25 protein-coding genes are annotated in these 24,757 nt (G+C 65.0%); 7 read left to right on the top strand and 18 right to left on the bottom strand.

The annotated features are described in order from the left end of the window. The first annotated feature begins 75 nt into the window (after window positions 1–75). The gene (locus AC1C2Q_RS05015; protein WP_495429940.1) at window positions 76–603 is read left to right on the top strand and encodes a hypothetical protein; all 528 of its coding nucleotides are present in this window, start codon (window positions 76–78) and stop codon (window positions 601–603) included. A 58-nt stretch (window positions 604–661) separates the two neighbouring features. Further along, a complete protein-coding gene (locus AC1C2Q_RS05020) occupies window positions 662–1,153 on the top strand; it encodes a SprT-like domain-containing protein (RefSeq protein WP_495429941.1) in 492 nt (163 codons plus the stop codon). Here AC1C2Q_RS05020 and AC1C2Q_RS05025 read toward each other — a convergent pair. The 10 genes from AC1C2Q_RS05025 to AC1C2Q_RS05070 all read right to left on the bottom strand — a co-directional run bounded on the left by AC1C2Q_RS05025 (window position 1,150) and on the right by AC1C2Q_RS05070 (window position 11,298). Then, on the bottom strand, window positions 1,150–1,815 hold the full coding sequence (locus AC1C2Q_RS05025) for a 2-phosphosulfolactate phosphatase (protein WP_495449226.1): 666 nt from the start codon (window positions 1,813–1,815) through the stop codon (window positions 1,150–1,152). The genes AC1C2Q_RS05020 and AC1C2Q_RS05025 overlap by 4 nt on opposite strands. A 45-nt stretch (window positions 1,816–1,860) precedes the next feature. Then, the gene (locus AC1C2Q_RS05030; protein ID WP_495449227.1) at window positions 1,861–2,691 is read right to left on the bottom strand and encodes a DeoR/GlpR family DNA-binding transcription regulator; all 831 of its coding nucleotides are present in this window, start codon (window positions 2,689–2,691) and stop codon (window positions 1,861–1,863) included. A gap of 20 nt (window positions 2,692–2,711) precedes the next feature. Beyond that, window positions 2,712–3,545: a triose-phosphate isomerase family protein gene (locus tag AC1C2Q_RS05035; protein WP_495449228.1), complete on the bottom strand. Its 834-nt coding sequence runs from the start codon at window positions 3,543–3,545 to the stop codon at window positions 2,712–2,714. After that, complete coding sequence (locus AC1C2Q_RS05040; RefSeq protein WP_495429945.1) at window positions 3,538–4,011, bottom strand: ribose-5-phosphate isomerase; 474 nt, start codon at window positions 4,009–4,011, stop codon at window positions 3,538–3,540. The genes AC1C2Q_RS05035 and AC1C2Q_RS05040 overlap by 8 nt, the downstream gene beginning before the upstream one ends. Further along, complete coding sequence (locus tag AC1C2Q_RS05045) at window positions 4,008–5,765, bottom strand: dihydroxyacetone kinase family protein (RefSeq protein ID WP_495449229.1); 1,758 nt, start codon at window positions 5,763–5,765, stop codon at window positions 4,008–4,010. Before AC1C2Q_RS05045 ends, AC1C2Q_RS05040 begins: the two co-directional genes overlap by 4 nt. 99 nt (window positions 5,766–5,864) lie before the next feature. Next, window positions 5,865–6,860, bottom strand: a complete 996-nt coding sequence (locus AC1C2Q_RS05050) for a D-ribose ABC transporter substrate-binding protein (protein ID WP_495429947.1) — start codon at window positions 6,858–6,860, stop codon at window positions 5,865–5,867. A 55-nt stretch (window positions 6,861–6,915) separates the two neighbouring features. Next, on the bottom strand, window positions 6,916–8,055 hold the full coding sequence (locus AC1C2Q_RS05055) for an ABC transporter permease (RefSeq protein ID WP_495449230.1): 1,140 nt from the start codon (window positions 8,053–8,055) through the stop codon (window positions 6,916–6,918). Between the two features lie 20 nt (window positions 8,056–8,075). Beyond that, window positions 8,076–9,605 carry a sugar ABC transporter ATP-binding protein gene (locus AC1C2Q_RS05060; RefSeq protein WP_495449231.1) on the bottom strand — a complete coding sequence of 510 codons (1,530 nt, stop codon included), beginning with the start codon at window positions 9,603–9,605 and terminating at the stop codon, window positions 8,076–8,078. Continuing rightward, window positions 9,602–10,270, bottom strand: coding sequence for a DUF2291 family protein (locus AC1C2Q_RS05065; RefSeq protein ID WP_495449232.1), 669 nt, complete (start codon window positions 10,268–10,270; stop codon window positions 9,602–9,604). Before AC1C2Q_RS05065 ends, AC1C2Q_RS05060 begins: the two co-directional genes overlap by 4 nt. Beyond that, the gene (locus tag AC1C2Q_RS05070; protein WP_495449233.1) at window positions 10,267–11,298 is read right to left on the bottom strand and encodes a zinc-dependent alcohol dehydrogenase family protein; all 1,032 of its coding nucleotides are present in this window, start codon (window positions 11,296–11,298) and stop codon (window positions 10,267–10,269) included. The genes AC1C2Q_RS05065 and AC1C2Q_RS05070 overlap by 4 nt, the downstream gene beginning before the upstream one ends. Window positions 11,299–11,450: 152 nt before the next feature. Here AC1C2Q_RS05070 and AC1C2Q_RS05075 point away from each other — a divergent pair, with 152 nt between their 5' ends. Next, window positions 11,451–12,509, top strand: coding sequence for an NAD(P)-dependent alcohol dehydrogenase (locus AC1C2Q_RS05075; RefSeq protein ID WP_495449235.1), 1,059 nt, complete (start codon window positions 11,451–11,453; stop codon window positions 12,507–12,509). 173 nt (window positions 12,510–12,682) lie between these two features. Then, window positions 12,683–13,537 carry an SDR family NAD(P)-dependent oxidoreductase gene (locus AC1C2Q_RS05080; protein ID WP_495449236.1) on the top strand — a complete coding sequence of 285 codons (855 nt, stop codon included), beginning with the start codon at window positions 12,683–12,685 and terminating at the stop codon, window positions 13,535–13,537. A gap of 45 nt (window positions 13,538–13,582) precedes the next feature. On the opposite strand, the gene AC1C2Q_RS05085 is transcribed toward AC1C2Q_RS05080, so the two are convergent. From AC1C2Q_RS05085 to AC1C2Q_RS05120, 8 genes are all read right to left on the bottom strand, one after another. Then, window positions 13,583–15,043, bottom strand: coding sequence for an ABC transporter permease (locus AC1C2Q_RS05085; RefSeq protein WP_495449237.1), 1,461 nt, complete (start codon window positions 15,041–15,043; stop codon window positions 13,583–13,585). Next, window positions 15,040–15,801 carry an ABC transporter ATP-binding protein gene (locus AC1C2Q_RS05090; protein WP_495429955.1) on the bottom strand — a complete coding sequence of 254 codons (762 nt, stop codon included), beginning with the start codon at window positions 15,799–15,801 and terminating at the stop codon, window positions 15,040–15,042. Before AC1C2Q_RS05090 ends, AC1C2Q_RS05085 begins: the two co-directional genes overlap by 4 nt. Window positions 15,802–15,884: 83 nt before the next feature. Beyond that, on the bottom strand, window positions 15,885–16,520 hold the full coding sequence (locus AC1C2Q_RS05095) for a response regulator (RefSeq protein WP_495449238.1): 636 nt from the start codon (window positions 16,518–16,520) through the stop codon (window positions 15,885–15,887). After that, window positions 16,517–17,740 (bottom strand): sensor histidine kinase, encoded by a 1,224-nt coding sequence (locus tag AC1C2Q_RS05100; protein ID WP_495449239.1) that lies wholly within the window; start codon window positions 17,738–17,740, stop codon window positions 16,517–16,519. The genes AC1C2Q_RS05095 and AC1C2Q_RS05100 overlap by 4 nt, the downstream gene beginning before the upstream one ends. A gap of 263 nt (window positions 17,741–18,003) precedes the next feature. Beyond that, window positions 18,004–19,179 carry an AMP-binding protein gene (locus tag AC1C2Q_RS05105; RefSeq protein WP_495449240.1) on the bottom strand — a complete coding sequence of 392 codons (1,176 nt, stop codon included), beginning with the start codon at window positions 19,177–19,179 and terminating at the stop codon, window positions 18,004–18,006. Window positions 19,180–19,210: 31 nt separating this feature from the next. Next, window positions 19,211–20,110 carry a 1,4-dihydroxy-2-naphthoyl-CoA synthase gene (locus AC1C2Q_RS05110; RefSeq protein ID WP_495429960.1) on the bottom strand — a complete coding sequence of 300 codons (900 nt, stop codon included), beginning with the start codon at window positions 20,108–20,110 and terminating at the stop codon, window positions 19,211–19,213. A 9-nt stretch (window positions 20,111–20,119) separates the two neighbouring features. Then, window positions 20,120–21,073: a permease prefix domain 1-containing protein gene (locus AC1C2Q_RS05115; protein ID WP_495449241.1), complete on the bottom strand. Its 954-nt coding sequence runs from the start codon at window positions 21,071–21,073 to the stop codon at window positions 20,120–20,122. Between the two features lies 1 nt (window position 21,074). Further along, window positions 21,075–21,422, bottom strand: coding sequence for a PadR family transcriptional regulator (locus AC1C2Q_RS05120; protein ID WP_495429962.1), 348 nt, complete (start codon window positions 21,420–21,422; stop codon window positions 21,075–21,077). Between the two features lie 155 nt (window positions 21,423–21,577). Here AC1C2Q_RS05120 and AC1C2Q_RS05125 point away from each other — a divergent pair, with 155 nt between their 5' ends. The 3 genes from AC1C2Q_RS05125 (at window position 21,578) to AC1C2Q_RS05135 (ending at window position 24,747) form a co-directional block, all read left to right on the top strand. Further along, entirely contained in the window at window positions 21,578–22,591 is a 1,014-nt protein-coding gene (locus AC1C2Q_RS05125; protein ID WP_495449242.1) for a GNAT family N-acetyltransferase, read from the top strand. Between the two features lie 116 nt (window positions 22,592–22,707). After that, the gene (locus tag AC1C2Q_RS05130; RefSeq protein WP_495449243.1) at window positions 22,708–23,682 is read left to right on the top strand and encodes a DUF559 domain-containing protein; all 975 of its coding nucleotides are present in this window, start codon (window positions 22,708–22,710) and stop codon (window positions 23,680–23,682) included. Window positions 23,683–23,778: 96 nt separating this feature from the next. Further along, a complete protein-coding gene (locus tag AC1C2Q_RS05135; protein WP_495449244.1) occupies window positions 23,779–24,747 on the top strand; it encodes an o-succinylbenzoate synthase in 969 nt (322 codons plus the stop codon). The last annotated feature ends 10 nt before the right edge of the window (window positions 24,748–24,757 follow it).

Genomic DNA, 24,757 nt, shown 5'->3' on the forward strand with positions numbered 1-24,757 from the left:
CTGTCCGGGGCGCGCCAACCGTCAGTCCGCTGAACTGACAGGCACACTGAGAGGAGCGCTGCGAGAGGAGAGCACATGGGTTACATCAGGGGTTACGACTCAGAGACTCTTCGGGAACAGGTCGATCAGCGCGAATGCGCCGACCGGTTGGCCGAGATCGAGTCACAGCGGAGCCTGCCTGCGCTGCTGGAACGCGTCTGGCTGCTGAAGGTCCTCGACCGTCTGGATGAAGCGCTCACGCTGTCTGACGAGTCGGTGCGGGTGGCGCGAATGGCCGGCACCCGCAAAGATGTGCTGCGCTCGCGCGTGCTGCACGCGACGATCCTGCAATACCGCGGTGCCTACGCGGCAGCCGAGCAGGAACTCACGACGTGCGCGACGGAAGCCGAAGGTCAGGGCTGGGCATCGATCGCGGCGTTCGCGCACCAGCATCACGGCAAGAATGCCTATGACGCCGGCGACTACGACGCTGCGCGCGAAAGTTTCAAGCGCGCGCTTTTTCTGCGTCGAGAGACCGGCGCCCCCGACCAGGAACTTGAGACCGCACTGCTGGCGATCGAAGCCGCGCAGAAGCGCAGCAGCGGGCAGCTCATCTCGGGCTGACCGGCACGGTTTTCGTCACCTGTCGCGTAATGTCGGCGGGATGATTTAGCCTTGGCGCATGGCGGAACTTGACCGTGTGCGCATCTGGGGCGAAGCGCTGATCCGGTTGCACCTTGACGAATCCTGGTCGTTCGGTTTCGACCATGCAAAGCGTCGCGCCGGGCAGTGCGATTTTCGCGCGAAACGGATCACCGTCTCGCGCTATCTCGCCGCCAGGTTCGAAGACGATGAGATCCATCAGGTGCTGCTGCATGAAGTCGCGCATGCACTCGCCGGGCACCGGGCTGCGCACGGTGCGAAATGGAAGCGCATCGCCGGCGACCTCGGCTACGTCGGGGGCACGACGCACCGCGGTGAGACGGCGGAAGAGCTGGCACCGTGGGTCGGCACCTGCCCTGCAGGCCACGTGACGTACAGACACCGGCAGCCGAACCGGCCGACGTCATGCGCGAAGTGCTCACGGGCGTTCGATGCGCGATTCGCCTTCAGCTGGGTGCGCCGCGAGATCAGCGCGGCCGTGCGGCTCGCCGCGCAGATGCCGCGCGATTAAGCCTCGAACGCGACGAAGACGCCATCCACGAGGACCGGCACGGCATCGCTCGCATCAACCTCGGCGGCTGCGGCTGTCTCGGTCGGGATGAGGCCGGCCGCCTCGATGCGTGCAGTCGCGTCGACACCGTCCGCGATTTCTTTGCCAGACCCGGATGCGGTGAGCAGATGCCTCATCGCCCGGCGCAGCCCCCTGGCCGACTCACATGCTGCCGCGGCATCCGGCGAAGTGTGGTCGGCACCCAGATCGCTGAGAGCCGCGATGATCGTTCCCGCACCGAGCTGATCTTCAACGGCGAAGCGGAGCTCTCCGGCATCTGTGAGCTCGCCTGCCGCGATCACGGCGACTGAGGTGCGCTGCTGGCGGCGATTCTGGATCTCGAGCACGGTGCGCGCGACGGCAGAGGCGTTGCGCAGCGACCCGAGCAGCACGGTCGCACCGGTTTCCGCTGCGGCAGCGGCCGTGGCTGCGCCGTTGCGCGACCAGCCCACGGCATCCGTCAATGAGACTGTGCGCCCAGATGCCACGGCATCCGTCACCGTCGACGAGAAACGCAGCACGTCCACGACCACGACGATATCGGCTGGCGCGAGTCGCTGAAGACCCGCGACTCCCCACTCGTGGCGGACTTGATACGAGGACTGATCGAACGGCTGCGACATCACTCCAGCCTATGGCCGGGGACTCGCGAGTACGGACCGCTCAGCTCAGCGCACAGCCGACACTCGGCGCGCAACTACGACCTCGACGCCCTTGTCGCGCAGACGAGAAATATGGCTCACGTCTGTGTCTGCATCGACGATGACAGCATCGAACTCGGTCAGCGGCAACAGTGCGTGCAGCGCCCGCTTGTCGAACTTCGTGTTGTCAGCCAGAAGGATCCGCTTCATCGAAGAATCGAACATGGCGCGCTTGACATCCACCGTCTCCAGCGTCTGATGGAAGGCGACGTCATCGGAGATCGCCGCTGTGGACATGATGAACAGGTCGGCACGCATCGCCTTGATGGCGGTGGTGGTGATGTGCCCCATGAACGAGCTGCACCAGTTGTGATATTCACCGCCCAGCCCCAGCAGGGTGATGCCATTGGCGCCACGGAGCTGATCCATGATCGTGAGCGTGTGGGTGATCACCGTCAGCGGCCGCTTCGCCCTCAGATGCGGGACGAGGTGCATCGCGGTGGTCGAATCATCAAGCATGATTGCCTGCCCCGGCTCAATGAATTCGAGCGCGGCGTGTGCGATCGCCTCTTTCTGAGTGCCCTCTCGACCCGACCGGTACACGTCGGAGGACTCAACGAGTGCCGTCGACAGCGCGGTGGCGACTCCCCGGTTCTTGCGCAGGAGCCCGCGCCCCTCGAGGTCGTCGAGGTCACGGTGCACCGTCATGACGCTGATATCGAAGCGCTCCGCAAGCTGTTCGATCCGAACCGAACCTTCGGCCATGACAGCCTCAGTGATGGCGCGCTGGCGTGTCAGCTGTCGACTCTGCCGCGATTCACTCGCCGCGGTCTCGTCGTCATCTATCGCGCTGTCCATCGAATTCGACCTCCCGCCATTCACCGTAGCGCGGCGGCTTCGTCAATGATGTGAGCGAGATCCTCTGGGTCATGGGCGAAACGACCGAGGAAGAGCCCATCGACGCTGTCACCAAGGGCGGTCAGGGTGCCGCGCTGCGCGCTGCCACCGTAGATCACCCAGGAGGAACGCAACGATGATTCGGAAGCCAGCCGTGCGCGCAATGCTCCCGCTACAGCGATGACATGCTCCACCGACGCCGGTTCTGCCCTGCCGATCGCCCATTCCGGTTCGTAAGCGACAATCAGCTCACTGGCGAGATCCTGCTGATCGGGATCAGAGTGCGCGAATGCAGCGTCGAGTGCGGAGTCGAGCGCCGCATCGAGCTGAGCGATGCACTCCGCGGCCGCGGCATCCGCCGACATCTCCTCCTGCTCGCCGACACAAAACACCGGTGTCAATCCGTTGCGGAAGGCTGCTTCCAGCTTGCGCTTGACCACCTCGTCGCTCTCGCCGAACACGTGCCGTCGCTCGGCGTGACCGACTTCCACGACACTGCAGCCGACAGCGGCGAGATCCGTGCCACTGATCGCACCGGTGAACGGGCCGCGATCCTCCCAGTGGAGATCCTGCGCACCCCACGCCACTTCGCTGCCTGTCAGCGCAGCGCGCACAGCAGGAAGCGCCGGCAAAGAGGGCAGCGCGAACAGTTTGACTGCGCCGCTCTGCACCGCTTCATGCTCGCGTGCGATCACAGCGACGTCACGCGCCCACTGCGAGGTCTGAGCGATGTCGAGGTACAGCTTCAGACTCACCCCGAGAATCACCGGCCGTTCGGATGCCGGTCTCCCGGAAGCCGTCGACTGGTCACTCACAGGTACCTGTCTGTTCGTACTCCTCAATGACAGCGACCTTTTCAGCAGAGGCAGAGCTCTCATCGAAGACGTAGCCGAGCCATTCCTTCGCCAGGCGACGCGCGAGCTCAAGGCCGACGACGCGTTGTCCGAAGGTCAGGACCTGAGCATTGTTGCTGAGCACGCTGCGCTCGACGCTGTAGCTGTCATGCGCGGTGACCGCACGGATACCTGGCACCTTGTTGGCTGCGATCGCGACACCGAGGCCGGTACCGCAGACGAGCAGAGCACGGTCGACCTCACCCGCACGGATCTTCTCAGCCGCAGCGATCGCCACACGAGGGTAAGCAGTGTGCCCGTCCGCATCCACTCCCACGTCGATGACCGACGCCACGCGCGGGTCATTCTCCAGGTCGGCCTTGAGTGCTTCCTTGTACTGGAATCCTGCGTCGTCGGATCCGACGACAATGCGCCACTGAGCGGTCATGAGTTCTCCTTCGGTTCTGCACTGTTCTGCGCGACATCGTTCAGCACGGCGGATGCCGCGGTCATCGCCAGCGCGAGCGAGATCGCACCGGGGTCAGGGGTGCCGAGGCTCTTCTGCATGTGCGGGCGGGCCCGTCCCATCCGCGGCAGCAGGTCTGCCGTCGCGTCGGCCGCGGCGTTCGCTGCTGCTGCGGCATCCGTCCAGCTCGCAGCGAGTCCGGCTCCATCGGCCACCCGCGCTGCCAGCGTCTCTACGAAAGGAACCAGCGCGTCGACGAGGGTCTTGTCCCCGACAATCGCCTTTCCGAAGTCCTGGATCGCCGCACGAGCAGCTTCGACTCCGGCGGCGACACTTCCGGCATCCGGAGCATCTTGATCGCCGATCGTCTCGCCTACCGCGCGGAGCCCGGCGCCCCACAGCGCGCCAGAGGTGCCACCTGCTTTGTCGGCCCACTCATCTCCGGCGATCGTAAGCACGGTACCAGCCCCCGCGCCGCGCTTGACCGCTTCCGCCGCCGCCGCAGCAGCGGCGCGCGAACCGCGCTTCATTCCGATGCCGTGGTCACCATCACCGGCGATGGCATCGAGCCGTCCCAGCTCGTCGGCCTCGCGATCGATGACCACCCGAATTGCTTCGATGACCGTGGCCACGTGCTGCCCGCTTGCTACCGAAGCGGCAGAGGCGTCGCCCACGGCGGCAAAAGTCTCGTCCATAGCCTCGTCGGCGATATCAATCGCATCCCCACGCGCCACAACGCCCTTGCGGTACGCCGGGGCGTATGCGGGCGAGGTCCACGCCGCCTCGAGCTCGTCGTCGAGCCAGAAAGCAGTCAGCGAGACACCGGCCATCTCGAAGCTGGTGACGAGCTCGCCGACTTCAGGGTCGACCACGGTAATCCCGGCGGCTTCCAGCTCTGCGGCAACAGTGCCGTAGATGACGAACAGCTCCTCTGACTTCACTGCGCCGAGGCCGTTCAGAATGATGCCTACCTTGGCACCCTCGAGCAAGACGCCGTCCGGGAGTTCTGAGAGCAGACTCTCGACGAGGAACTCCGCCATCTCGCGCGCGGTGGGCAAGGGCCTCATCTCGATGCCAGGTTCGCCGTGAATGCCCATTCCGACCGCCATCTGCCCGGCCGGGACAGTGAATAGCGGCTCGGATGCTCCGGGGAGAGTGCACCCTGAGAAGGCGACGCCGATGGAGCGTGTTCGCTCGTTCGCACGGCCGGCGATCGCGGCGACAGCGTCTAGGTCGAGCCCCTGCTCGGCGGCCCATGCCGCAGCTCGGAAGATCGCAAGATCTCCCGCGATTCCGCGGCGCTTCTCTCGCTCCTCCGCCGAGGCGCTGAAGATGTCATCAGTCACGCGCACCGTACGGCAGGGAATGCCCTCGGCGATCAGCCTGCGCTGCGCGAGATCAAAGTTCAATGCGTCGCCGGCGTAGTTCCCGTAACTCAGGAGAACTCCGGCCTTCGTCGCCACAGATTTGGCGACGGAATAGACCTGCTGGCTGCTCGGCGATGCGAAGACGTTGCCCAATGCCGCAGCGTGCGCGAGCCCCGCGCCGACAAGGCCGGCAAAGGCGGGGTAGTGACCGGATCCACCGCCGACGACGATCGCGACCTGTCCGTCCGGCGTTGCCGATCGACGTGCGACGCCACCGGTCACGCGCCGCACGAGAGCCTTGTTCGCCGCAATGAATCCGAGAGTGGATTCATCGGCGAAGGCCGCTGGGTCATTCACAACGTAGCTCATAGTGTCTCTCGGTCTTGGGGTGAAAATGCGGGGGCGGATGCCGGCAGGCTCCCGCCCCCGCTGTTTCGCGCAGGTTCGCGCGAGATGTTACTCAGCCGATCAGGGCGTGTAGGTGAACGGCGCCGTCATGTTGGCAGCGTTGTCCGCCGTGATGAGGATGCAGTCGAAGGACTGCTTCTCCTCCGCAGGAGCCTCGCCGGTGCGGATGAAGGTATCCGCCAGGACAACGGCTTCCTCGGCGAAGACAGCGACCGGCTGCAGCACCGTGTAGGCCATCTCGCCAGAGATGACAGCCTCTACAGCGTCAGGTGCGCCGTCGAAACCACCGACGACCATGCCCTCGAGCTTGCCTGCTTCCTTGAGCGCCGCGATCGCGCCGAGCGCCATCTCGTCGTTGCCTGCCATGACACCGTTGATGTTCGGGTTGGCCTGCAGCAGTGACTGCATCTTGTCGTGACCCTTGGTGCGATCCCAGTCGGCGACTTCCTTGCCGACCTGAACGAGCTCGGGGTACTGGCTGATCACGGTCGTGAAACCGTTCGAGCGCGTCTGAGCGTTGTTGTCTGCCGGGGCACCGAAAAGCTCGACATATTCGCCGGCCTCGCCCATCGCGGAGACCCACTCCTGAGCGCCGAGAGCAGCACCCTGAGCGTTGTTCGAGACAAGCTGCGCCTTCGCGAGACCGGTCTCGTTGATCTCGGCGTTCACCAGGAACACCGGGATGTCCGCCGCGTTGGCCTTCTTCACCGCAGCGATCGAACCGTCGGCGTTCGCCGGGTCGAGGATGATCGCGACAGACTTGTTCGAGATGGCCGTGTCGATGAGCGTGTTCTCGGTGTTAGCGTCGCCCTTGTGAGCGCCCACCGTTGCCTCGTAGCCCAGCTCTTCGGCAACAGCCGTGGCAACGTCGCCTTCGGTCTTCCAGTACGGGTTGGACGGGTCGTTGACGATGATCGTGATGAGACCTCCGCCGTCACCGCTTCCACCATCGGTCGGCTCGGCTGATTCGTCCGCACCGCCGCTGGCGCAGCCAGCGAGGCCGAGGACGAGCACGCCCGCAGTTGCGAAGGCAGCAAGTGCTTTCATGCGCACCATGTGATTGTGTCCTTTCTTGATGGCTCGGCAACGTTCGTCGGTGCCGAGTTCGTGGTTAGGATTTGGGCTCGGCCGTAGCCGAAGCATCCTTTTCCGACGCTGTGGGAGTCGCGGTATCGACAGACGCCGGCGACGAGGGGGCAGCCGCGCTGGAAGCGGCGGGCTTACGACGACGCCCGTACTGCAGTGTGTTGAGCAGCACGGCGATCACGATGACCGCACCGATGAAGACCATCTGCCAGTAGGCGGAGACGCCGACAATGACCAGACCGTCAGAGAGGAAGACGATGACGAAAGCGCCGAGCAGCGTACCGCGGACGTTGCCTCGGCCACCGGTGAGGGCAGCTCCTCCGATGACGACGGCAGCGATCGCGGTCAGCTCGTAGGTGTTACCGGCCGTCGGGCTCGCACTCGTCAGAGTCGACGCCAGAATGAGACCTGCGATCGCGGCGCACGTGCCCGAGATCACATAAACCCAGATCTTGACGGCCTTGACAGGAACACCCGACAGTTCTGCTGCCCGCTCATTGCCGCCCGATGCGTACAGCCAGCGGCCGAACTTCGAGCGCCCGAGCACGACACCGAGGATCAACGCGACGACGCCCATGATGATGACGCCGATCGGAATGTTCAGGATGCGGTTGAACCCGAGCCAGTCGAACCCGGTGTTTCCGAGTTCGGGGGCGCCAGACAGGTTGTTGATCGTGAGCCCGTTCGTCATCAGCAGTGCGAGGCCGCGAACGACATAGAGCATGCCGAGCGTCGCGACGAAGGGCGCGACGTTGAACTTCGAGACCAGGATGCCGTTGACGAGTCCGACGAGAGCGCCGACGCCGCACGAGAGCAGCACCACCACGGGAACGTTCGGATACAGCGTCATCCCCAGGAAGTTGATCGGAACACCCTGCAGGAGGAAGCCGGCGATGACCGCGGAGAACCCGAGAGTGGATCCGACCGAAAGGTCGATTCCTCCGTTCAGGATCACCATCAGCATGCCAAGTGCCAGGAGGGCGTAGATGGCCACGTGGGAGGCCATGATCAGAATGTTGTCGACCGTGAAGTAGTTCGGCGACATCACTGAGAACACGATGATGATCAGAATGAGCGCGAGGAAGGCGCGCCCTTCAATAAGCAGCTTCGTGAATGAGAACTGCTTTTTACCTGCCACGATGGCAGTGGTCGTTGTCGTCGTCATTGTCGGATCCGATCTGGGATTCAGGCGGCCACGGCCTCGCCGGAGGCGGCCATGATCATGTCTTTGGAAACGTCGGGCGTGAACTCGGCAGAGATCCGGCCACGTCGCATCACGATGATCCGATGCGCGATGCTGAGGCATTCGCCCACTTCGGAGGTGGAATAGACGACCGCGAGGCCGCTGCGTGCGCGCTCGGCGAGTAGGCGGAAGACTTCGCCCTTCGCTCCGACGTCGATCCCGCGGCTGGGTTCGTCGAGCAGCATGACCCTGGGGTTCGTGGCGATGATCTTTCCGATCACGACCTTCTGCTGGTTGCCGCCGGACAGCGAGCCGATCGGGAGATCCGGCCCTGGCGTCTTGACGGTGACCGACTTGATGAGCTCCTGCGATCGGGCCTTCTCCACGCGGCGCGAGATCATTCCGCGTACAAGGCTGCTGTCCAGGCTCGCGAGGGTGAGGTTCGTGCCGACATCGAAGGTCTGCACGAGCCCATCACGCTGACGGTCCTCGGGGACGAGACCGACGCCAGAGGTGATGCGACTCGCAATCGACTTCGAGAGGATGGATTCACCGTCCAGAAGGATGTCCCCCTCAGCGACAGGCTCCTTGCCCGCAATGGCCTCGAGCAACTCGGTGCGCCCGGCCCCCATGAGACCGTAGATGCAGACGATCTCGCCGGCTTTGACGTCGAGATCGAGCCCGTTGACGATCGCGCGCTCTGGGTTCTCACGGTCAAGCACCGTGAGGCCCTTGACGCTGAGCACTGTGTCGCCGAATTCGTAACCGGTGGGTGGTGAACCCAGATCGAAGTTCTCGCCCACCATGTTGCGGACGATCCACTCGAGGTCGATGTCAGCACGCTGGCCCCTGGCAGTCATCGCGCCGTCGCGGAGGACGACAGCGTGGTCGGTGACCTCCAGCGCCTCCTCGAGATGGTGAGAGATGTACACGATCGCCACACCGCGAGCGAGCAGATCACGGATGATCCCGAACAGCACCTCGACCTCTGCGGCGGCGAGCGCCGATGTGGGCTCGTCCATGATGAGGATCCGAGAGTTCACCGACAGCGCGCGAGCAATCTCGATGATCTGCTGCTGGCCGACCCGAAGGTCTGCGACCAGGGTGTCCGGCTCGATCGGCAACTGCAGATCGAGCAGAAGCGCCTTCGCCTGGCGAGTTTCCTCCGCATAGTCGACCCCGAACGGACCGGTGATCTCGCGACCCATGAAGATGTTGTCGCGCACTGACAAGTTCGGGGCCAGGCTGAGTTCCTGGTGGATGATCGATATGCCGCGGTCTCGAGCAACGGTCGTCGAGGTAAAGACGACAGGTTCACCGTCGAGGATGATCTCGCCCGACGTCGGCTGCTCCACCCCGGAGAGAATCTTCATGAGCGTGGATTTGCCGGCGCCGTTCTCACCGAAGAGCGTCGTGACGGTTCCCTTGCGGATCTCGAAGTTCACACCTTTGAGCGCACGGGTTCCCCCGTACGTCTTCACAATGTTTCGGGCTTCGAGGACGACGTCGTCGAAGCCGGGAGCGTCAGTCATTCGACGTCGATCTCGATCGGGGTGACCAGCCATCCGGCCGGGTTCACCATCGTGAATGCACCTGTCACTGTGACTGTCTTGCCGGCAAGGGCTGAGGCATCGATGTCTGCGAGAACGTCGACCTTCAACTGCTCGTTGAGCGCAGCGGCAGCATTTTGGAAGTCAATCTGGTTCTTGAACTGACCGAACTCGATATCCCCGCTCGCGTCACGCAGTTCGGTGCCGTTGATGGCGGGGCCGGTCTGCACGCGGATGAGGAGGTCGCTCGGCACACCCTCGACGGTCACCGGATAGATGCCCGATTGTCCTTCACCAACGACGCCAGTGAACTTGACGCTGTAAACGGGCCCTCCGGAGCTGGCAACCGCGTACTCGGCGGCCGCGGCGTCCGGATCTGCCGCGATGGCCTCGGCGAGCGTAGCGGCAGGAGTCGCACGATCGACGATTCCCTCCTGAACAGTGGGGAAGTTGTCCGCGCCGAAGGTCGCCGGGTCAAACGCCACGGCCCCCTGGGCAAGCGGATCGTCACTCGGGACGGCCTTGGTGCCCAGGACGATACCGAGGATGACGAGAACGATCACGCCGATCCAGACGCCGCGTTTGGCACCAGGAGAGAGCTTCTTGCGCGGCGCTTTCGACGTGGTGGCGCTGGTCGCCCCGCTCACAGGAACACTCGCGATTCGGTGTCGTTCGGACGGATCTGGAGCTTGCGCCCCTCACCCCGCCGGAACAGATCCAGCGAATCTGAGTAATCGTCGAGAATGAACGAGTGGCTGATCATGGCCGGAGCGTTGATCGCCCCTGCTTCGAAGAGCTCGACGGCGCGTCCGAAGGAGTTGAGGACCGCCATGGTTCCGACGATCGAGATCTCGTCGCGGTAAACGCGGAACGGCGAGAACTTCGCCATCTGATCTGCTGGCGCAACGCCGAAGTCCTGGAAGAACCCGGCTGGCTTCACGCGGGTGAGTGCGTCTTCGATCGCCCGAATGTTTCCGGTGCAGTCGATGACGACATCCCACTTCTCACGCTCTGCTTCGTCGGGGCTGGTGTAGCGCAGCTCGATCCCGCACTCAGCAGCGGTCTCGAGGCGGGCAGCGTTGAGGTCGACGATCGTGACGGTGGCGGCTCCAGCCTTTCCCGCGAGCTGCGCCATCAGCAGGCCCATGGTCCCGGCGCCGTAGACCAAGACGTGATCGCCGAGGCGGCGCGGCAGAACATCCCACCCGCGGATCGCACACGCGAGCGGCTCGATGAGCGCTGCCTGATAGATGTCTGTTTCCGGCTTGAGCTTGTAGACGTTGCCGGCTGGTGCGGTGAAGAACTGCTGCGCCGCACCGTCAGAGGCGACCACACCCAGTCCGTTCCAGAAACGGCAGAGGTTCTGGTGGCCATTGAGACAGAACTCGCACTCACCGCAGGTGGTGCTCGGGTTCACCGCGACGTGGTCGCCGACCTTGAAGTCGAAGACGCCGCTGTTCACACCCTCACCGAGAGCGACGATCGTGCCGGTCGCCTCGTGTCCGGGAACCAAGGGGAACACCGTTCCCTCGAACTCGCCATCGAACACGTGCGTGTCGGTTCCGCAGATGCCGACCGCAGCAGTCTCAATGAGGATCTCTTTGTATCCGGGCGTCGGCGTAGGACGCTCCTCGAGTGCCAGCTGGCCTTCGGACGTGAATACAATTGCGCGCATCTTTGCTCCTGTTTGTGCTTTCGCCGCCATCGGCTTTCGTCACGGGCCTATGTTAGGTTCTCTGTGATCTTGACACGTAACTACGTTATATTCAACATAGAAACATCACATTCCGATGTCAACTTCGAATGTGAACATGAGGAAGAGGCATCGTGGCCAGCACTAATAAAGACATCGCGCACCTCCCGACGCCGACGATGCGCGCGAGCGTGCTGTTGAAGGCCGGCGAGGTCGTGCTGCAGCAACGTCCTACGCCCACCCCCGCGGCCGACGAGGTACTCGTACGTGTCACTGCGGTCGGCGTGTGCGGCTCTGACGTGCACTTCTACAAGGACGGCCACCTCGGAGACTGGGCGCTGGACGGGCCCCTCGTGCTCGGCCATGAGTCCGGCGGAGTCATCGTCGCCGTCGGAGCCCACGTCAGCCCGACGCGGATCGGGCAGCGCGTTTCGGTGGAGCCGCAGCATCCTTCGACGCAATCGGCGGAGTCGCTGCGTGGCGACTACAACCTCGACCCAGCGATGAAGTTCTACGCGATCCCCGGCACCGATGGGGCCTTCCAGGAGTACGTGACGATCCAGAGTCATTTCGCTCACGAGATCCCGGATGCCGTCAGCGATTGGGCCGCGGCGCTCTTGGAGCCGCTCTCCGTCGCCGTGGCATCCGCACGCAAGGCGCAGATCGCACTCGGCGACCGAGTTCTCATCACCGGCGCGGGGCCGGTCGGATTGGCACTGGCGCAGGTGGCGCGTGCCGCCGGTGCGGCCGAGATCATCGTCACCGACATCAGCGAGGGGCGCCGCGCTTCCGCTCTGAAATTCGGCGCCACCTCGGTACTCGACCCGAGCACCGAGGCTTCGGCGATCGCGAGCGTGCACGCCGACTCGTTCATCGACGCTTCAGGGGCAGCACCCGCCGTGTGGAGCGGCATCGAGGCGCTCCGCCCCGGCGGCCGTGCGGTGCTCGTCGGCATGGGGCAGAGCACGCTTGCGCTCCCCGTGGGACGAATCCAGTCCCACGAGCTGATTCTCACCGGCGTCTTCCGCTACGCGAACACGTGGCCGGCCGCGATCGCACTCGCCGCCACCGGACAGGTCGATCTCGACGCAATGGTCACCGGCACGTTCACTCTCGAACAGGCTCAGGACGCCCTGGAGTCCACCGCAAACCCGGCGACGATCAAGTCGATCGTCGAGCCGCACCGCGTCTGAGCTCGAATCACCGCGGCCCCGTCCTGCCGCCGAGATCCCGTCGCAATCACGTAATTGCGACGGGGTCTCGACGCGGAGACGGGGCGTCGACGAAAGTTCAGCGACGGCGCCGGCGAAGTTCAGCGACGGCGCCGGCTCGATGACGCGGTCGTCTTCTCGTAGCCTTGCTCATGATGAGCAACGAGAGGGACGTCATGCCTAAGACCATCGTGATAACCGGAGCAAGCGACGGCATCGGTGCCGCTGCGGCCCGTCAGCTGCATCGAGACGGGCACCGGATCGTCATCGTCGGCAGGTCTCGGCAGAAGACCGAGGCGGTCGCCAACGAACTGGGCGCAGATCACTTCGTTGCTGACTTCGCCCGCCTGACGGACGTGCGGACTCTCGCCGCAGAACTCGATGCGTCGTATCCGCGCATCGACGTTCTCGCCAACAACGCGGGTGGCATCTTCGGTGACCGCGCCAAGACAATCGACGGATTCGAGAAGACCTTCCAGATCAACCACCTTGCCCCGTTCCTGCTGACCACGCTCCTGCTGAACAAGCTGGTCGCGAGCAACGCCAGTGTCATCCAGACCTCCAGCGCGGGCGCACGCCTCTTCGGCAGGGTGGATATGGATGATCTCGACCACGACCGCGATTTCACGCCACAACTCGCCTACGGAACCGCAAAGTTGGAGAACATCCTGTTCACGACCGAGCTTCACCGTAGATACCACGCACAGGGGCTGTCTGCTGCCGCATTCCACCCCGGTCTCGTCGCCACCGGCTTCGCCACCGAAAGCGCGAGCTTCATGAAGCGCTTCTACAACAGTCGCCTCGGACGCGCAGTGATGTTGAGCCCCGAGAAGGGTGCCGATCAACTGGTGTGGCTGGCTACGGCAACGCCCGGCTCCGAGTGGCAGTCCGGGGTCTACTACGAGAAGCGGAAGCCAGCACGCCGGAACAGCCCGCAGGCACTCGATCGCGATCTCGCACACGAGCTCTGGGATCGCTCGGCCGAGCTGCTCAGTCAGAAGACCCACTGACGCTCCGGTCAACGCGGCTAGCCGCCGGCTAGGACTGTTCCGCGGCTAGTCCACGGCGAGCGCCTCGACGGGAGCAACTCGCGTCGCGAGGCGCGTCGGTGCCGCCGCTGCGACGAGCGTGAGCACCGCTGTTGCGACAACGATCACGACAACGGGAATCCACGGCACCGCGGGAGCGACCAGGCCGGCTGTCTCTTCGAAGAACGGCGGCATCCGCACCGACCCCAGCAGGGACTGCGCGGCGATCCAGCCGTACAGCACCCCCAGCACGAGTCCAGTCACGGTCGACGCGATCGTGATGTGCAACGCTTCCAGCAGGATCATCTGCCGCACCTGTCGATTCGACAGTCCGATCGCCCTCAGCAGCCCGAGTTCTCGTCGACGCTGCACGACACCGATCGTCAGCAGATTCACGAGCCCCACTCCGGCGATGACCGCCGAGATACCGACCAGCACCATCATCACGGCCGCGAAGCTGTCCATGATTACCGCAAACTGCGGATCGAGCTCACCGCCGGCAGCCTTCGCCAACAGCACTTTCACTGATTCCAAGGCCACGGCGAACATCGTCACGAGCGTCACACCCATCACCACGCCGATTGCCATGCGGCTCGAGCGCTCCGGATACCGTAGAGCATTCTCGGCAGCGAGCCTGGCCGTCGCCGAACGCCCGAACAGGCCTCCGACGACCCTCAGCACCGGCGGCATCACGAGCACCGCACCGACCGACAGTCCGGTGAACGACAGCAGTCCGCCGAAGAACGCGATCACGACGCCCAGCGGTGAGACCAAACCCACCATGATTCCGAACACCAGCAGCGCGGCACCGATGAGCAGCAACAGCAGCGCCCCGACGTGCCGGGTGGGGCGTGCCGAAGCATCCTCGTGCGAACGCTCGACGGAACCGGCGATCGCCTGCAACGGCGTCACCGCAAGCACCCGGCGCGAACCGCTCCAGGCCGCTGCCCAGGTCGTGAGAGCGACACCGACCGCCGGAATGAAGATCGCCGGCTGAGCCATCGTGAAGTCGGAGACGGGGCCGAGGAACCTCTCGGCAAGATACACACCGGATGCCGCGAGCAGCAGCCCAATAATCAGCCCCTGCACGGCTCCGATCACGCCGACGACAAGCCCCTGCCTGGCCACTTCCGCTCGCTGTGAGCGCGCGCTCGCGCCGATCAGCCTCATCAGGGCGATGCGCCTGGTGCGGCCAGCGATGATCGTCGAGAAGGTATTGGCGGTGACGATCGCCGCGACATAGAGCGCGACGCCGACAAGCAACACGGTGAGGATCGAGACGACCACGGCAAGCGTGCCGCTGTCGCCGATATAGGGATCCGACCTCAGCATCACGCCGATGTATGCGGTGGCCTCGACGAGCACAACACCGAACGCCGACGCAAGCGCCGCGACCAGGATGCTGGCGCCCATCCCCCGATCGCGCAACCAGCCGAACCGCGGGCCGGTGGACGTTGATTCGGGAACGAATGTCGCCACCGCGCTCATGCCGCCACCTCCGCTGCCAGCATGTATGCCGAGATCTCCTCTGCGCTTTGCCGCGGATGATCGGCGACGATACGCCCGTCACCGAGGAACAGCACTCGGTCGGCGTGACTCGCGGCGATCGCGTCGTGCGTGACCATCGCGATCGACTGGCCATGCTCCCGGCTCGCCGTGGCGAGCAACTGCAGCACCTCTCGGCCCGTTGCCGAGTCGAGGTTCCCCGTCGGCTCGTCGGCGAAGACGAGGTCGGGGGCGGTCGAGAGCGCACGCGCGATTGCGACGCGCTGCTGCTGTCCTCCGGAGAGCTCGTGCGGACGATGGCTCAGCCGCGTCGAGAGCCCGAGCCGCTCGATGAGGCCGTTGACACGGGCGCGCTCGATCGCGGTCGGCCTGCGCCCGTCGAGCTCGAACGGCAGCATGATGTTGCCGAGAGCGTCGAGAGTCGGCACCAGGTTGAACGCTTGGAAGATGAAGCCGACGCGGCGACGCCGCAGGATGGTCAGATCAAGGTCGCCCAGGCCAGTGATGTCGGTATCGCCGATCCAGGCACGCCCCTCGGTCGGAGCATCCAGCCCGGCCATGATGTGCATCAGCGTGGACTTGCCCGAGCCGCTGGGACCCATGATCGCCGTGAACTGTCCGCGACGGATGCCGACGCTGATGTCATCGAGCGCTGTGACGGCGCCTTCGCCTGTGCCATAGGACTTGGTCAGGTGCTGGACGCGGGCTGCGAGCCCGAGGTCGCTGGTAGTGATCTCCATACCTACGACGCTACGAACGATGCCTCTCGGCTGCATCGGCCGCGGGTAGCATCCGCCTACATCCAGAGGATGATCCCGAGCGGCTATGCAAGCCCGTGCTCGAAGGCGAACACGACGAGCTGCACGCGGTCGCGCAGCGCGAGCTTGGCGAGAATGCGACTGATGTGCGTCTTCACCGTCGCTTCGCTGAGGAACTCTCGCCCCGCAATCTCGGCGTTCGACAGGCCGCGCGCGGCGAGCGCGAAGATCTCCTTCTCGCGATCCGTCAATGAGGCGAATGACGGCGGCACCGGTTTCGTCCGCTCTGTGAAGTGTTCGAACAGCTCACGGGTGGCGGATGCGGCGATCACGTTCGATCCGGAATGCACAGTGCGGATCGCCGCGAGCAGAAACTCGGGGTCAGCGTCTTTCAACAGGAACCCGCTGGCGCCTTGACGGATGGCTCGTGCCGCAGCCTCGTCCAGGTCAAAGGTGGTGAGCATCACAACCTTCGGTGCATCCGGTGCCTTGAGGATCTCTGCTGTGGCAGTCAGACCATCCATCACCGGCATCCGAATGTCCATGAGTACGACGTCTGGCGTCGCCTGGGCGACCGCGGCGAGCGCCTCCTGCCCATTGCCGGCCTCTGCAACGACTTCCATATCGGGCTGAGATGAGACCAGCATCCGGATGCCTGCGCGGAATAGCGACTGGTCATCGACGAGCAGTACGCGGATCATGCGTTTCCCTCCGGAGCTTCAAAGCCGTCTGATGACACGCCGATCGGCAGTGTCCCGCGCACGACGAACTCGTCGCCCTCGCGCGCGGCGCTGAGCGCGCCGCCAATGAGCTGCGCTCGCTCGCGCATGCCGACCAGGCCGTGCCCGCCGGGCGCTCCCTGAGCAGCAGCAGAGCTGACCGTGTTGCGCACTTCGAAGTCAATCCGATCGGCCAGCCATGCCAGTTTCACGTCGACAACAGCACCGGTGCCGCCCGCACCGTGCCTGATCGCATTCGTCAACGCCTCCTGCAGGATGCGATACACAGCGAGCTGAATCGCCGCCGGCGGCTCCCCCGGCGGCATCGGATCGACTGTGACGCGCGGATCCAGCCCCGCCTGTCGCACCTGCACGAACAGCTGCTCTAGGTCGGCGATGGTGGGCTGCGGCCCGTCACCCTGGCGGTGGCGCAGCTGCGTCAGCAGCATCCGCACATCAGACAGCGCTCCGCGAGCCGTCTGCGCAATCGTGCCGAGCGCTTCGGTAGCCACTCCAGGATCGGATGCTGCGGCGTAGCGCGCGCCGTCGGACTGCGCGACGATCACTGCCAGCGAGTGCGCGACGATGTCGTGCATATCGCGGGCGATGCGGACCCGTTCCTGTTCCTCCGCTGCGGCGACCTCGGCGATCGTCTGTGCCTCGCGGCTGGCGCGCCAGCGCAGCACCATCCGCCACCCGAAGCCTCCAAGCCAGGGAGAACCGAGCGCGAGGATGCTCATGAAGGCCACGAGCACGAACGTTGCCATCATGCTGGCGAATCCGGTCGTCGCCAGCCCCTCGGTAACGAACATGATCTGCGCGGCAGCGATGATGCCGCCGACGAACGACGAAGCAAGCCCCGCCCAGAAGACGCGAGTCGTGCCCCACGCGCCGGTCGCATATAGGACGCCCAGGATCGCAAGGTTGATCGGCAGCGGGCCGTGGCCGCCCGCCAGCTGCACGATCGCTCCCGCCCAGGCGGCGATGAGCGCGATTCCCGGGGCGAGTCGTCCGATCGCGACCGCGCCGAACTGCAGCACACCCGCAACGACCAGTGCCAAGATGCCGATGGCCTCCGGCACAGCCGTGTTGAGGCCTCCTGGTGCGTAGAACGCCAGGGAAGTCGGTGTCAGCACGGCGAACAGCACGAACGCCCCGACAATGTCGAGGACGAGCGAGGTGCGAGACAGCGGCCGGATCACCCTCTCACGCTACGCGAGGTACCGGCTCGCAACATCCGTCGCGCGATGTATCTGACCGCGGCACGTACACGGGAGGGTGTTGCACCTGCAGGAGGGTGTTGCACCTGCAGGAGGGTGTTGCACCTGCAGGAGAAGACAGCCGATAACCTCCGACGCCCGCAACATGCTCCGACGGACGCAACAGGCATGGCATGTCGCGAGACTTCACTTGTGTCATAAAAATCGCCCGATTCGGCGTCACACGTGAAGTCTCGCGAGCAATGTCAGAGCATGCGGCGGATTGCCTCACGGTCGGGCTTGCCGGATGCCAGCAGCGCCAGCTCGTCGACGATGATGAGCCTGGCGGGGCGCGCGGGCTTGCCCAATTCTGCGGCGACGACCTCGCGCGCATGCTCGAGCTGCTCGGCCTCGCTGCGGCGTAGCGCCTCACCGCGCGCGGCGACGATCACGGATGCTTCGCCCCATCGTTCGTCCTCGACGCCGACAACCACGGCACCGGTGAGTCCAGGGACGCTACGAACCAGCTGCTCGACACGATCGAGTGAGATGTTGACACCGCCGGACACGATCACGTTGTCGGCGCGGCCATGCACCCGAACGACGCCGTCGTCGACGATGCCAAGGTCGCCGGTTCGATACCAGCGGATGCCGAGATCATCCCGCACGAAAGTCCGCTCCGTGAGGCCGGGATCGCCGAGGTATCCGTCGGAGAGCATAGGACCCGCGATGCGCAGCTCTCCGTCGACCGTCTTCACTGCGACCGTCTCCAACGGGATGCCGTCGTACACGCATCCGCCGCTCGTCTCGGTCGAACCGTAGGTGCGCACCAGCCGTGCGCCCATCTCGGCCGCGCGTACGCGCACTGGTTCGGGCAGCGCCTGCCCACCCACGAGGATGGCACGGTATGCCTGCAGCGCGGCAAGTACTGTGGTGTCTTCCTCGGCCGCTTCGAGCAGGGTCGCCACTTGAGCGGGCACGAGTGAGGTGAACAGCTGCTCAGCGTCCGATGACCGCGGCATCAACAGCGTCGCCTCAGCGAACGCACGGGGTGAGAACGCGCCTTCCACTACGGCGGGCGTAGTCCCCGCGAGAATCGAACGGACCAGCACCTGCAGGCCGGCAACGTATCCCGCGGGCAGCGCCAACAGCCAGCTGCCCGTGCCGATCCGACGCGCAGTCGCCTCGGCACCTGCGCGCAGGGCCTCGGCGCTCAGGATTACCCGCTTGGGGATGCCACTGGAACCGGAGGTGCCGATCACCACGGCCGTACCCACATCGACGGTCGCAGGCTGATCGCCCAGCATCCCTAGTCCGAGTGCCGGTCCACCGTCAAGTGCCGCTCGCAGCGCCGCTTGCAGCGCAAGCGGGTCTTCCCCATTCGTCGAAATCAGCGCGCGAGACTTCGCGTGTGTGCTGTTTTCGGAGTCAATCTGGGTCATAAGTGAAGTCTCGCGAGCTGTGGTGGTTGGGTTAGAAGTGGTAGGGGAAGGAGGTCCAGTCGGGGGCGCGCTTCTCCAGGAACGCGTCGCGACCTTCCACAGCCTCATCGGTGCCGTAGGCCAGACGCGTCGCCTCACCCGCGAACACCTGCTGGCCGACCATCCCGTCGTCGGCCGCGTTGAACGCGAACTTCAACATCCGGATGGCCGTCGGCGACTTCGTCAGTACGGTGCGCGCCATCTTCAGCGCCTCACGCTCCAGCTCCTCGTGCGGCACGACCCGGTTCACCGAGCCCATCTCATACGCGCGCTGCGCGGAATACTCCTCGGCGAGGAAGAACACCTCACGAGCGATCTTCTGCCCGGTCTGGCGCGCCATATACGCCGAGCCGTAACCGGCGTCGAAGCTGCCGACGTCGGCATCCGTCTGCTTGAACTTTCCGTGCTCGGCGGACGCGATCGACAGGTCGCAGACGATGTGCAGCGAGTGTCCGCCTCCCGCTGCCCAGCCGGGAATCACAGCGATGACGACCTTCGGCATGAAGCGGATCAGTCGCTGCACCTCGAGAATGTGCAGGCGTCCGGCGCGCGCAGGGTTGGCCACCGATGTCTCGTCTTCGGAGTACTTGTACCCGTCACGTCCGCGGATGCGCTGGTCGCCGCCGGAGCAGAACGCCCAGCCCCCGTCCTTCGCGCTCGGGCCGTTGCCGGTGAGGAGCACCGCGCCGATCTTCGGATCTTGCCTGGCGATGTCAAGCGCGCGGTACAGCTCGTCAACCGTGTGCGGGCGGAAGGCGTTGCGCACCTCCGGACGGTTGAACGCGATGCGCGCGACACCGCCGTCGTGTGTGACGTGGGCGGTGATGTCTGTGTAGTCCTCGGCGCCGGGCGCAAGCGCCCATTCCGCAGGATCGAAGAGCTCGGAGACCATGGGCCCAGCCTATGCCTGGAGTGCCGCGCGGCGTGCCTTGCGCCAGCCGTCGATAGAGTCCCAGACTGCGATGCCGACAGCAACGAATCCGGTCAGCACGGCCAGAATGCGCAGCACGTTCTCATCGACAGCGCCGGTGAAGGCGAACTCCACAAAGTCGGGGTTGATCAGCTGACCGCGACCGAGAAGCGTCAGCCACCAACTCACGAACAGCACCGCAACAGCTGTGTTCATGATGGCGAGGGTTTTGTTCCAACGGCGGTTCCCGTAGACCGCGATCGCAATCACGACCTCAGCCACCAGGAGCGCGAAGAGTCCCGTGATCCACCAGGGCCACAACTCAGGGTTGAGGATGGGGATGTGCTCGCCGTCGGTGGGGAAGAAACCGCGGAAGTGATCCCAGAGCACCGCGCCTGTCACGATCACCAGGTATGCCAGCGAGGTGATGAGTTCGGCTAGCGACGCATCCTTCGCCTGCGGCTCTGGAAGATGGTCTACGTTCCAGCGCACCCCGGTATCTGCGCCGGTGCGCTCCAACACGGCGAACACCAGCGTCACCCAGAATGCGATGTGCATGGCGACGCTCAGCCCGATTCCGATGGCCGATCCGATGATCTCGCCGATGGTCCCGCCCGCAATCGCCTGACCGAGCGCGACCGCACCGGCCACCGAGACAGGACCAATGATCAGCAGCAGCTTGAGCAGCCGCCACCAGGTGAGGTAGTAGCGCGGACCGATCAGCAGCAACGGTCGATCGGCGAATCCCGCGGCGAGCGCTGCCGGATCGCCGAGTTCCGTGAGCACGGTGCGCTCGGCATCCTCTTGTGTCTGCCCCTGCTCGAGACGCGCGTCGACGGCATCGGCGATGGATGCTTCGAGCTCGATACGCACGTCATCCTGGGCTGTGGGGTTCAAAGTTCTTGTGACGGCGGCGATGTACCGCTCGGTGAGCGTGGAGGTCATTTCAGCGTTCCTCTGTGTCTGAAGATGTGGAGGTGAGCGTGGCGATCGCGGCAGTGAGCGCGAGCCAGTCCTGGGTGAGTGTGTCGGCGAGGCGGATGCCTGCGTCTGAGGTGCGGTAGAACTTGCGGGGCCGCGCCTCGTCGGTGTTCCACTCGCTGGTGAGGTATTCCTGCTTCTCCAGTCGGCGAAGTAGCGGGTACAGCGTGTTCGCATCGGTGGCGAAGCCTCTGCGTTCCAGCTCTTCGAGCAGTGCGTACCCATAGTCCGGTGTACGCAGCAGCTGCAGACACGCGAGCACCACTGTGCCGCGCCGCAGCTCCTGCAGGTGAGTATCGAGCGTCTCGTTCATGCCCATCACATTACTGTGCCTCACACACTATAGTCAAGCGCACATTAATATTTATCGTTCGACCACCGTTCCCGTCGCAATTGGTTCGGCTCTAAGCGCGCGAAAGAGACACAAGCTACGACGGGAGCGGGGAGGACGCGACTAGCGTCGAGTTCATGGATGTGCGCCAGATCGACCCCTTCGACACTGCTGATGTGAATACCTGGTGGGAGATCTACGCGACCGCAGAGCGCGCTGATCGCGGAGCGGACACCTCGGTGTGGACCCTCGAGGAGTCACGCCTCGAGCTTCAGCAGCGCACTGACATGATCGAACGGCGCGCACATCTCGCGTACATCGACGGCGAGGTCGTAGCCGCAGGTCGACTCGCCCTGCCCTTGCGCGACAATGTGCGCAGCGCGGGCATCGGCGTGCACGTCGTGCCAGCGCTCAGACGCCGCGGGATCGGCAGCGCGGTGCTCGCCACACTTGAGGCAGAGGCGCGGGCTGCCGAGCGCAGCATCCTGGACGGCGAGACCTCCTGGCCGTATGCCGCAGGCGAAGACGGCGCAGGAGTTCCCGGCCGCGAGTTCGCCCGACGCCACGGATACGCTCTGGCACTCGGCGATGTGCAGAGCCAGCTGCAACTTCCGGTGGACGGCGGGTTGCTCGACGGGCTTGAGGCCGAGGCATCCGCACGCGCCGTCGGGTACACCCTGCACTCGTGGGTAGGTGTAGTTCCGCAAGAGTACGTCGCCGGATGGGCCGAATTGGATGCCGCTGTCGATACCGAGGCCCCCGTCGGCGATCGCTACATCGAGGCGAAGACGGTCGATATCGCCAACGTGCGCGAGACCGAGGCCCTGCTCGTGCAGCAGGACCGCACCAGCTACGGCACGATCGCCCTGGATGCCGACGGCCGAGCCGTTGCGTTCACGAATATCGTCGTGTCCGGACACGATGGAAACGCGTATCAGTGGGGGACCCTGGTGCACCGCGCCGCGCGCGGAAACCGACTAGGCATGGCCGTGAAGATCGCCAACCTGCGGATGTTGCAAACCCACGCCCCCACCGTTACGTCGGTCTACACCTACAACGCCGGCGTGAATGCCCACATGCTCGCCATCAACACCCACCTCGGCTTCGCCCCGTCAGAGCGCATGGCCGAGCTCCAGAAACACCTGACCTGACGTTCTCGTCGCGATTTCTGTCGTTGGAGCTCAACTCAGGCGACAGAAATCGCGACGGGAAGTGCGCCTGTGGACAACTTTTGAGGGCGCACGTCGGACCGTGGCACGGTGGGTGCGTGCCGAAGCCGCGTGAGCTCCCCTCCCATCTGGGCGAGGTCTTCAGCGTGCGCGCGGCTGCGGATGCCGGAGTGAACGCGGACCGGCTGCGTCGCGACGACCTCGATCGCCCGTTTCGCGGTGTTCGCCATCGCCCGCAGGACGCGGAGCCAGTGCCGAACCAGGACATCTTCGAACGACAGGCCGCACAGCGGCGGGCACGCGCCACGTCATATGCACCATTGCTGCGCACCGATCAGTTCTTCAGCCACGAAACAGCAGCCGCTTTCGGAGGCGCACCGCTGCCCCTGGTCACGAACAGCTTCGGCCCCGTCGATGGCGCCGATCTTCCCGTGCACGTGAGCACGTTGGGCGCGGGTCCGCTGGCGCGTACGCAGGGCGTGCGCGCGCATCGCGCCGACTCACGCACATCGGCGGTGGTGCTGCACAACGGGCATCCGATCTCCTCACCAGCAACCACATGGGCATCTCTCGGCGCGTTCTCGGTGTTCGATCTCGTCGCGCTCGGGGATTTCCTCTGTCGATGTTGGCGCCCAGGAGCCGGACGGAAGAACGTGGGTCGCCATCCCATCTCGACCGTTGAAGAGCTGCGCACGATGATCGCATCCGGACGACGCATCGGCAACCGCCAGCTGCGCGAAGCCGTCGAGCTCATCCGCACCGACAGTTGGTCGCCTCGAGAATCGCGTGTGCGATGCATTCTGGTCGCAGCTGGACTCCCCGAGCCTGAACTCAACATCGACGTGCGCGACCGTAACGGCCGGTTCCTCGGATGCGTCGACATGGCCTATCCCGCCCAGAAAGTGGCCGTCGAATACCACGGCACAATGCACAGCGAGCGTTACGCCCGGGACGTGGAACGCATCGCCGCGCTACGCGCCGCCGGATGGATTGTCATCGAGGTGACAGCCACGCTCCTCAAACGGCCCGCCGAGCTCGTGCGCCGTGTCACTGCCGCCTTGTCTGCTACCTAGCCTTCCCGTCGCGATTTCTGTCGTTGGAGCTCGACTCAGGCGACAGAAATCGCGACGGGAACGGCGATGCGGACACGAAGAGGGCATGATGGGGACATGAACGTCCCGATCGCAGATCTGCTCGGCACCGCCCGCGTCGTCGCGTTGCCGATGTCCACCCGATTCCGTGGCATCGATGTGCGTGAGGCACTGCTGTTCGAGGGGCCAGAGGGATGGGCTGAGTTCTCCCCGTTCACTGAATATGCGGATGCCGAGGCAGCCACGTGGCTCGCCGCGGCGATCGACTACGCCTGGAACGCTCAGCCCGCGCCGCTACGCGACCGCATCCCCGTCAACGCCACGGTGCCTGCCGTCGACGCCGCCCGCGTTCCCGAGGTGCTGGCTCGCTTTCCCGGATGCCGCACCGCCAAGGTCAAGGTCGCAGACCCCGGCCAGCTCCTGAGCGACGACATCGCCCGCGTGCACGCCGTGCGCGATGTGCTCGGCCCTGAGGGCCGCGTGCGGGTCGATGCGAACGGCGCCTGGAATGTTGATGAGGCCGAGCGTGCCCTGCACGCCCTCGCCGAGTGCGATCTCGAATACGCTGAGCAGCCGTGTTCCACAGTCGATGAGCTCGCAGAGCTGCGCGCACGTGTGAAGTACATGGGCATCCCGATCGCCGCTGACGAGAGCGTCCGCAAGGCCGAGGATCCGATCGCCGTCGCCCGCGCGGGCGCCGCCGACCTCATTGTGATCAAGGCGCAGCCGCTCGGCGGCCTCCGGCGAGCGCTCGACATCGTCGCCGAAGCAGGCCTGCCCGCGGTGGTCTCCAGCGCTCTGGACACTGCCGTCGGACTCAGCCAGGGCGCTGCCCTCGCGGCCGCACTTCCTCAACTCGATTTCGACTGCGGTCTCGGCACCGGAGCACTTTTTGTGGAGGACGTTGCCGATCTCTTGCCTCTCGACGGGGCGATCACAATCGGCCGAGTCATCCCCGATGGGTCGAGGCTTGAGCGGCTCGCCGCATCCGCCGACCGTCGTGACTGGTGGCTCGAGCGGCTGACCCGCTGCCACGCGCTGCTGTAGCGAGCGCCGC

It is taken from the genome of Microbacterium sp. Y356, assembly GCF_059445355.1.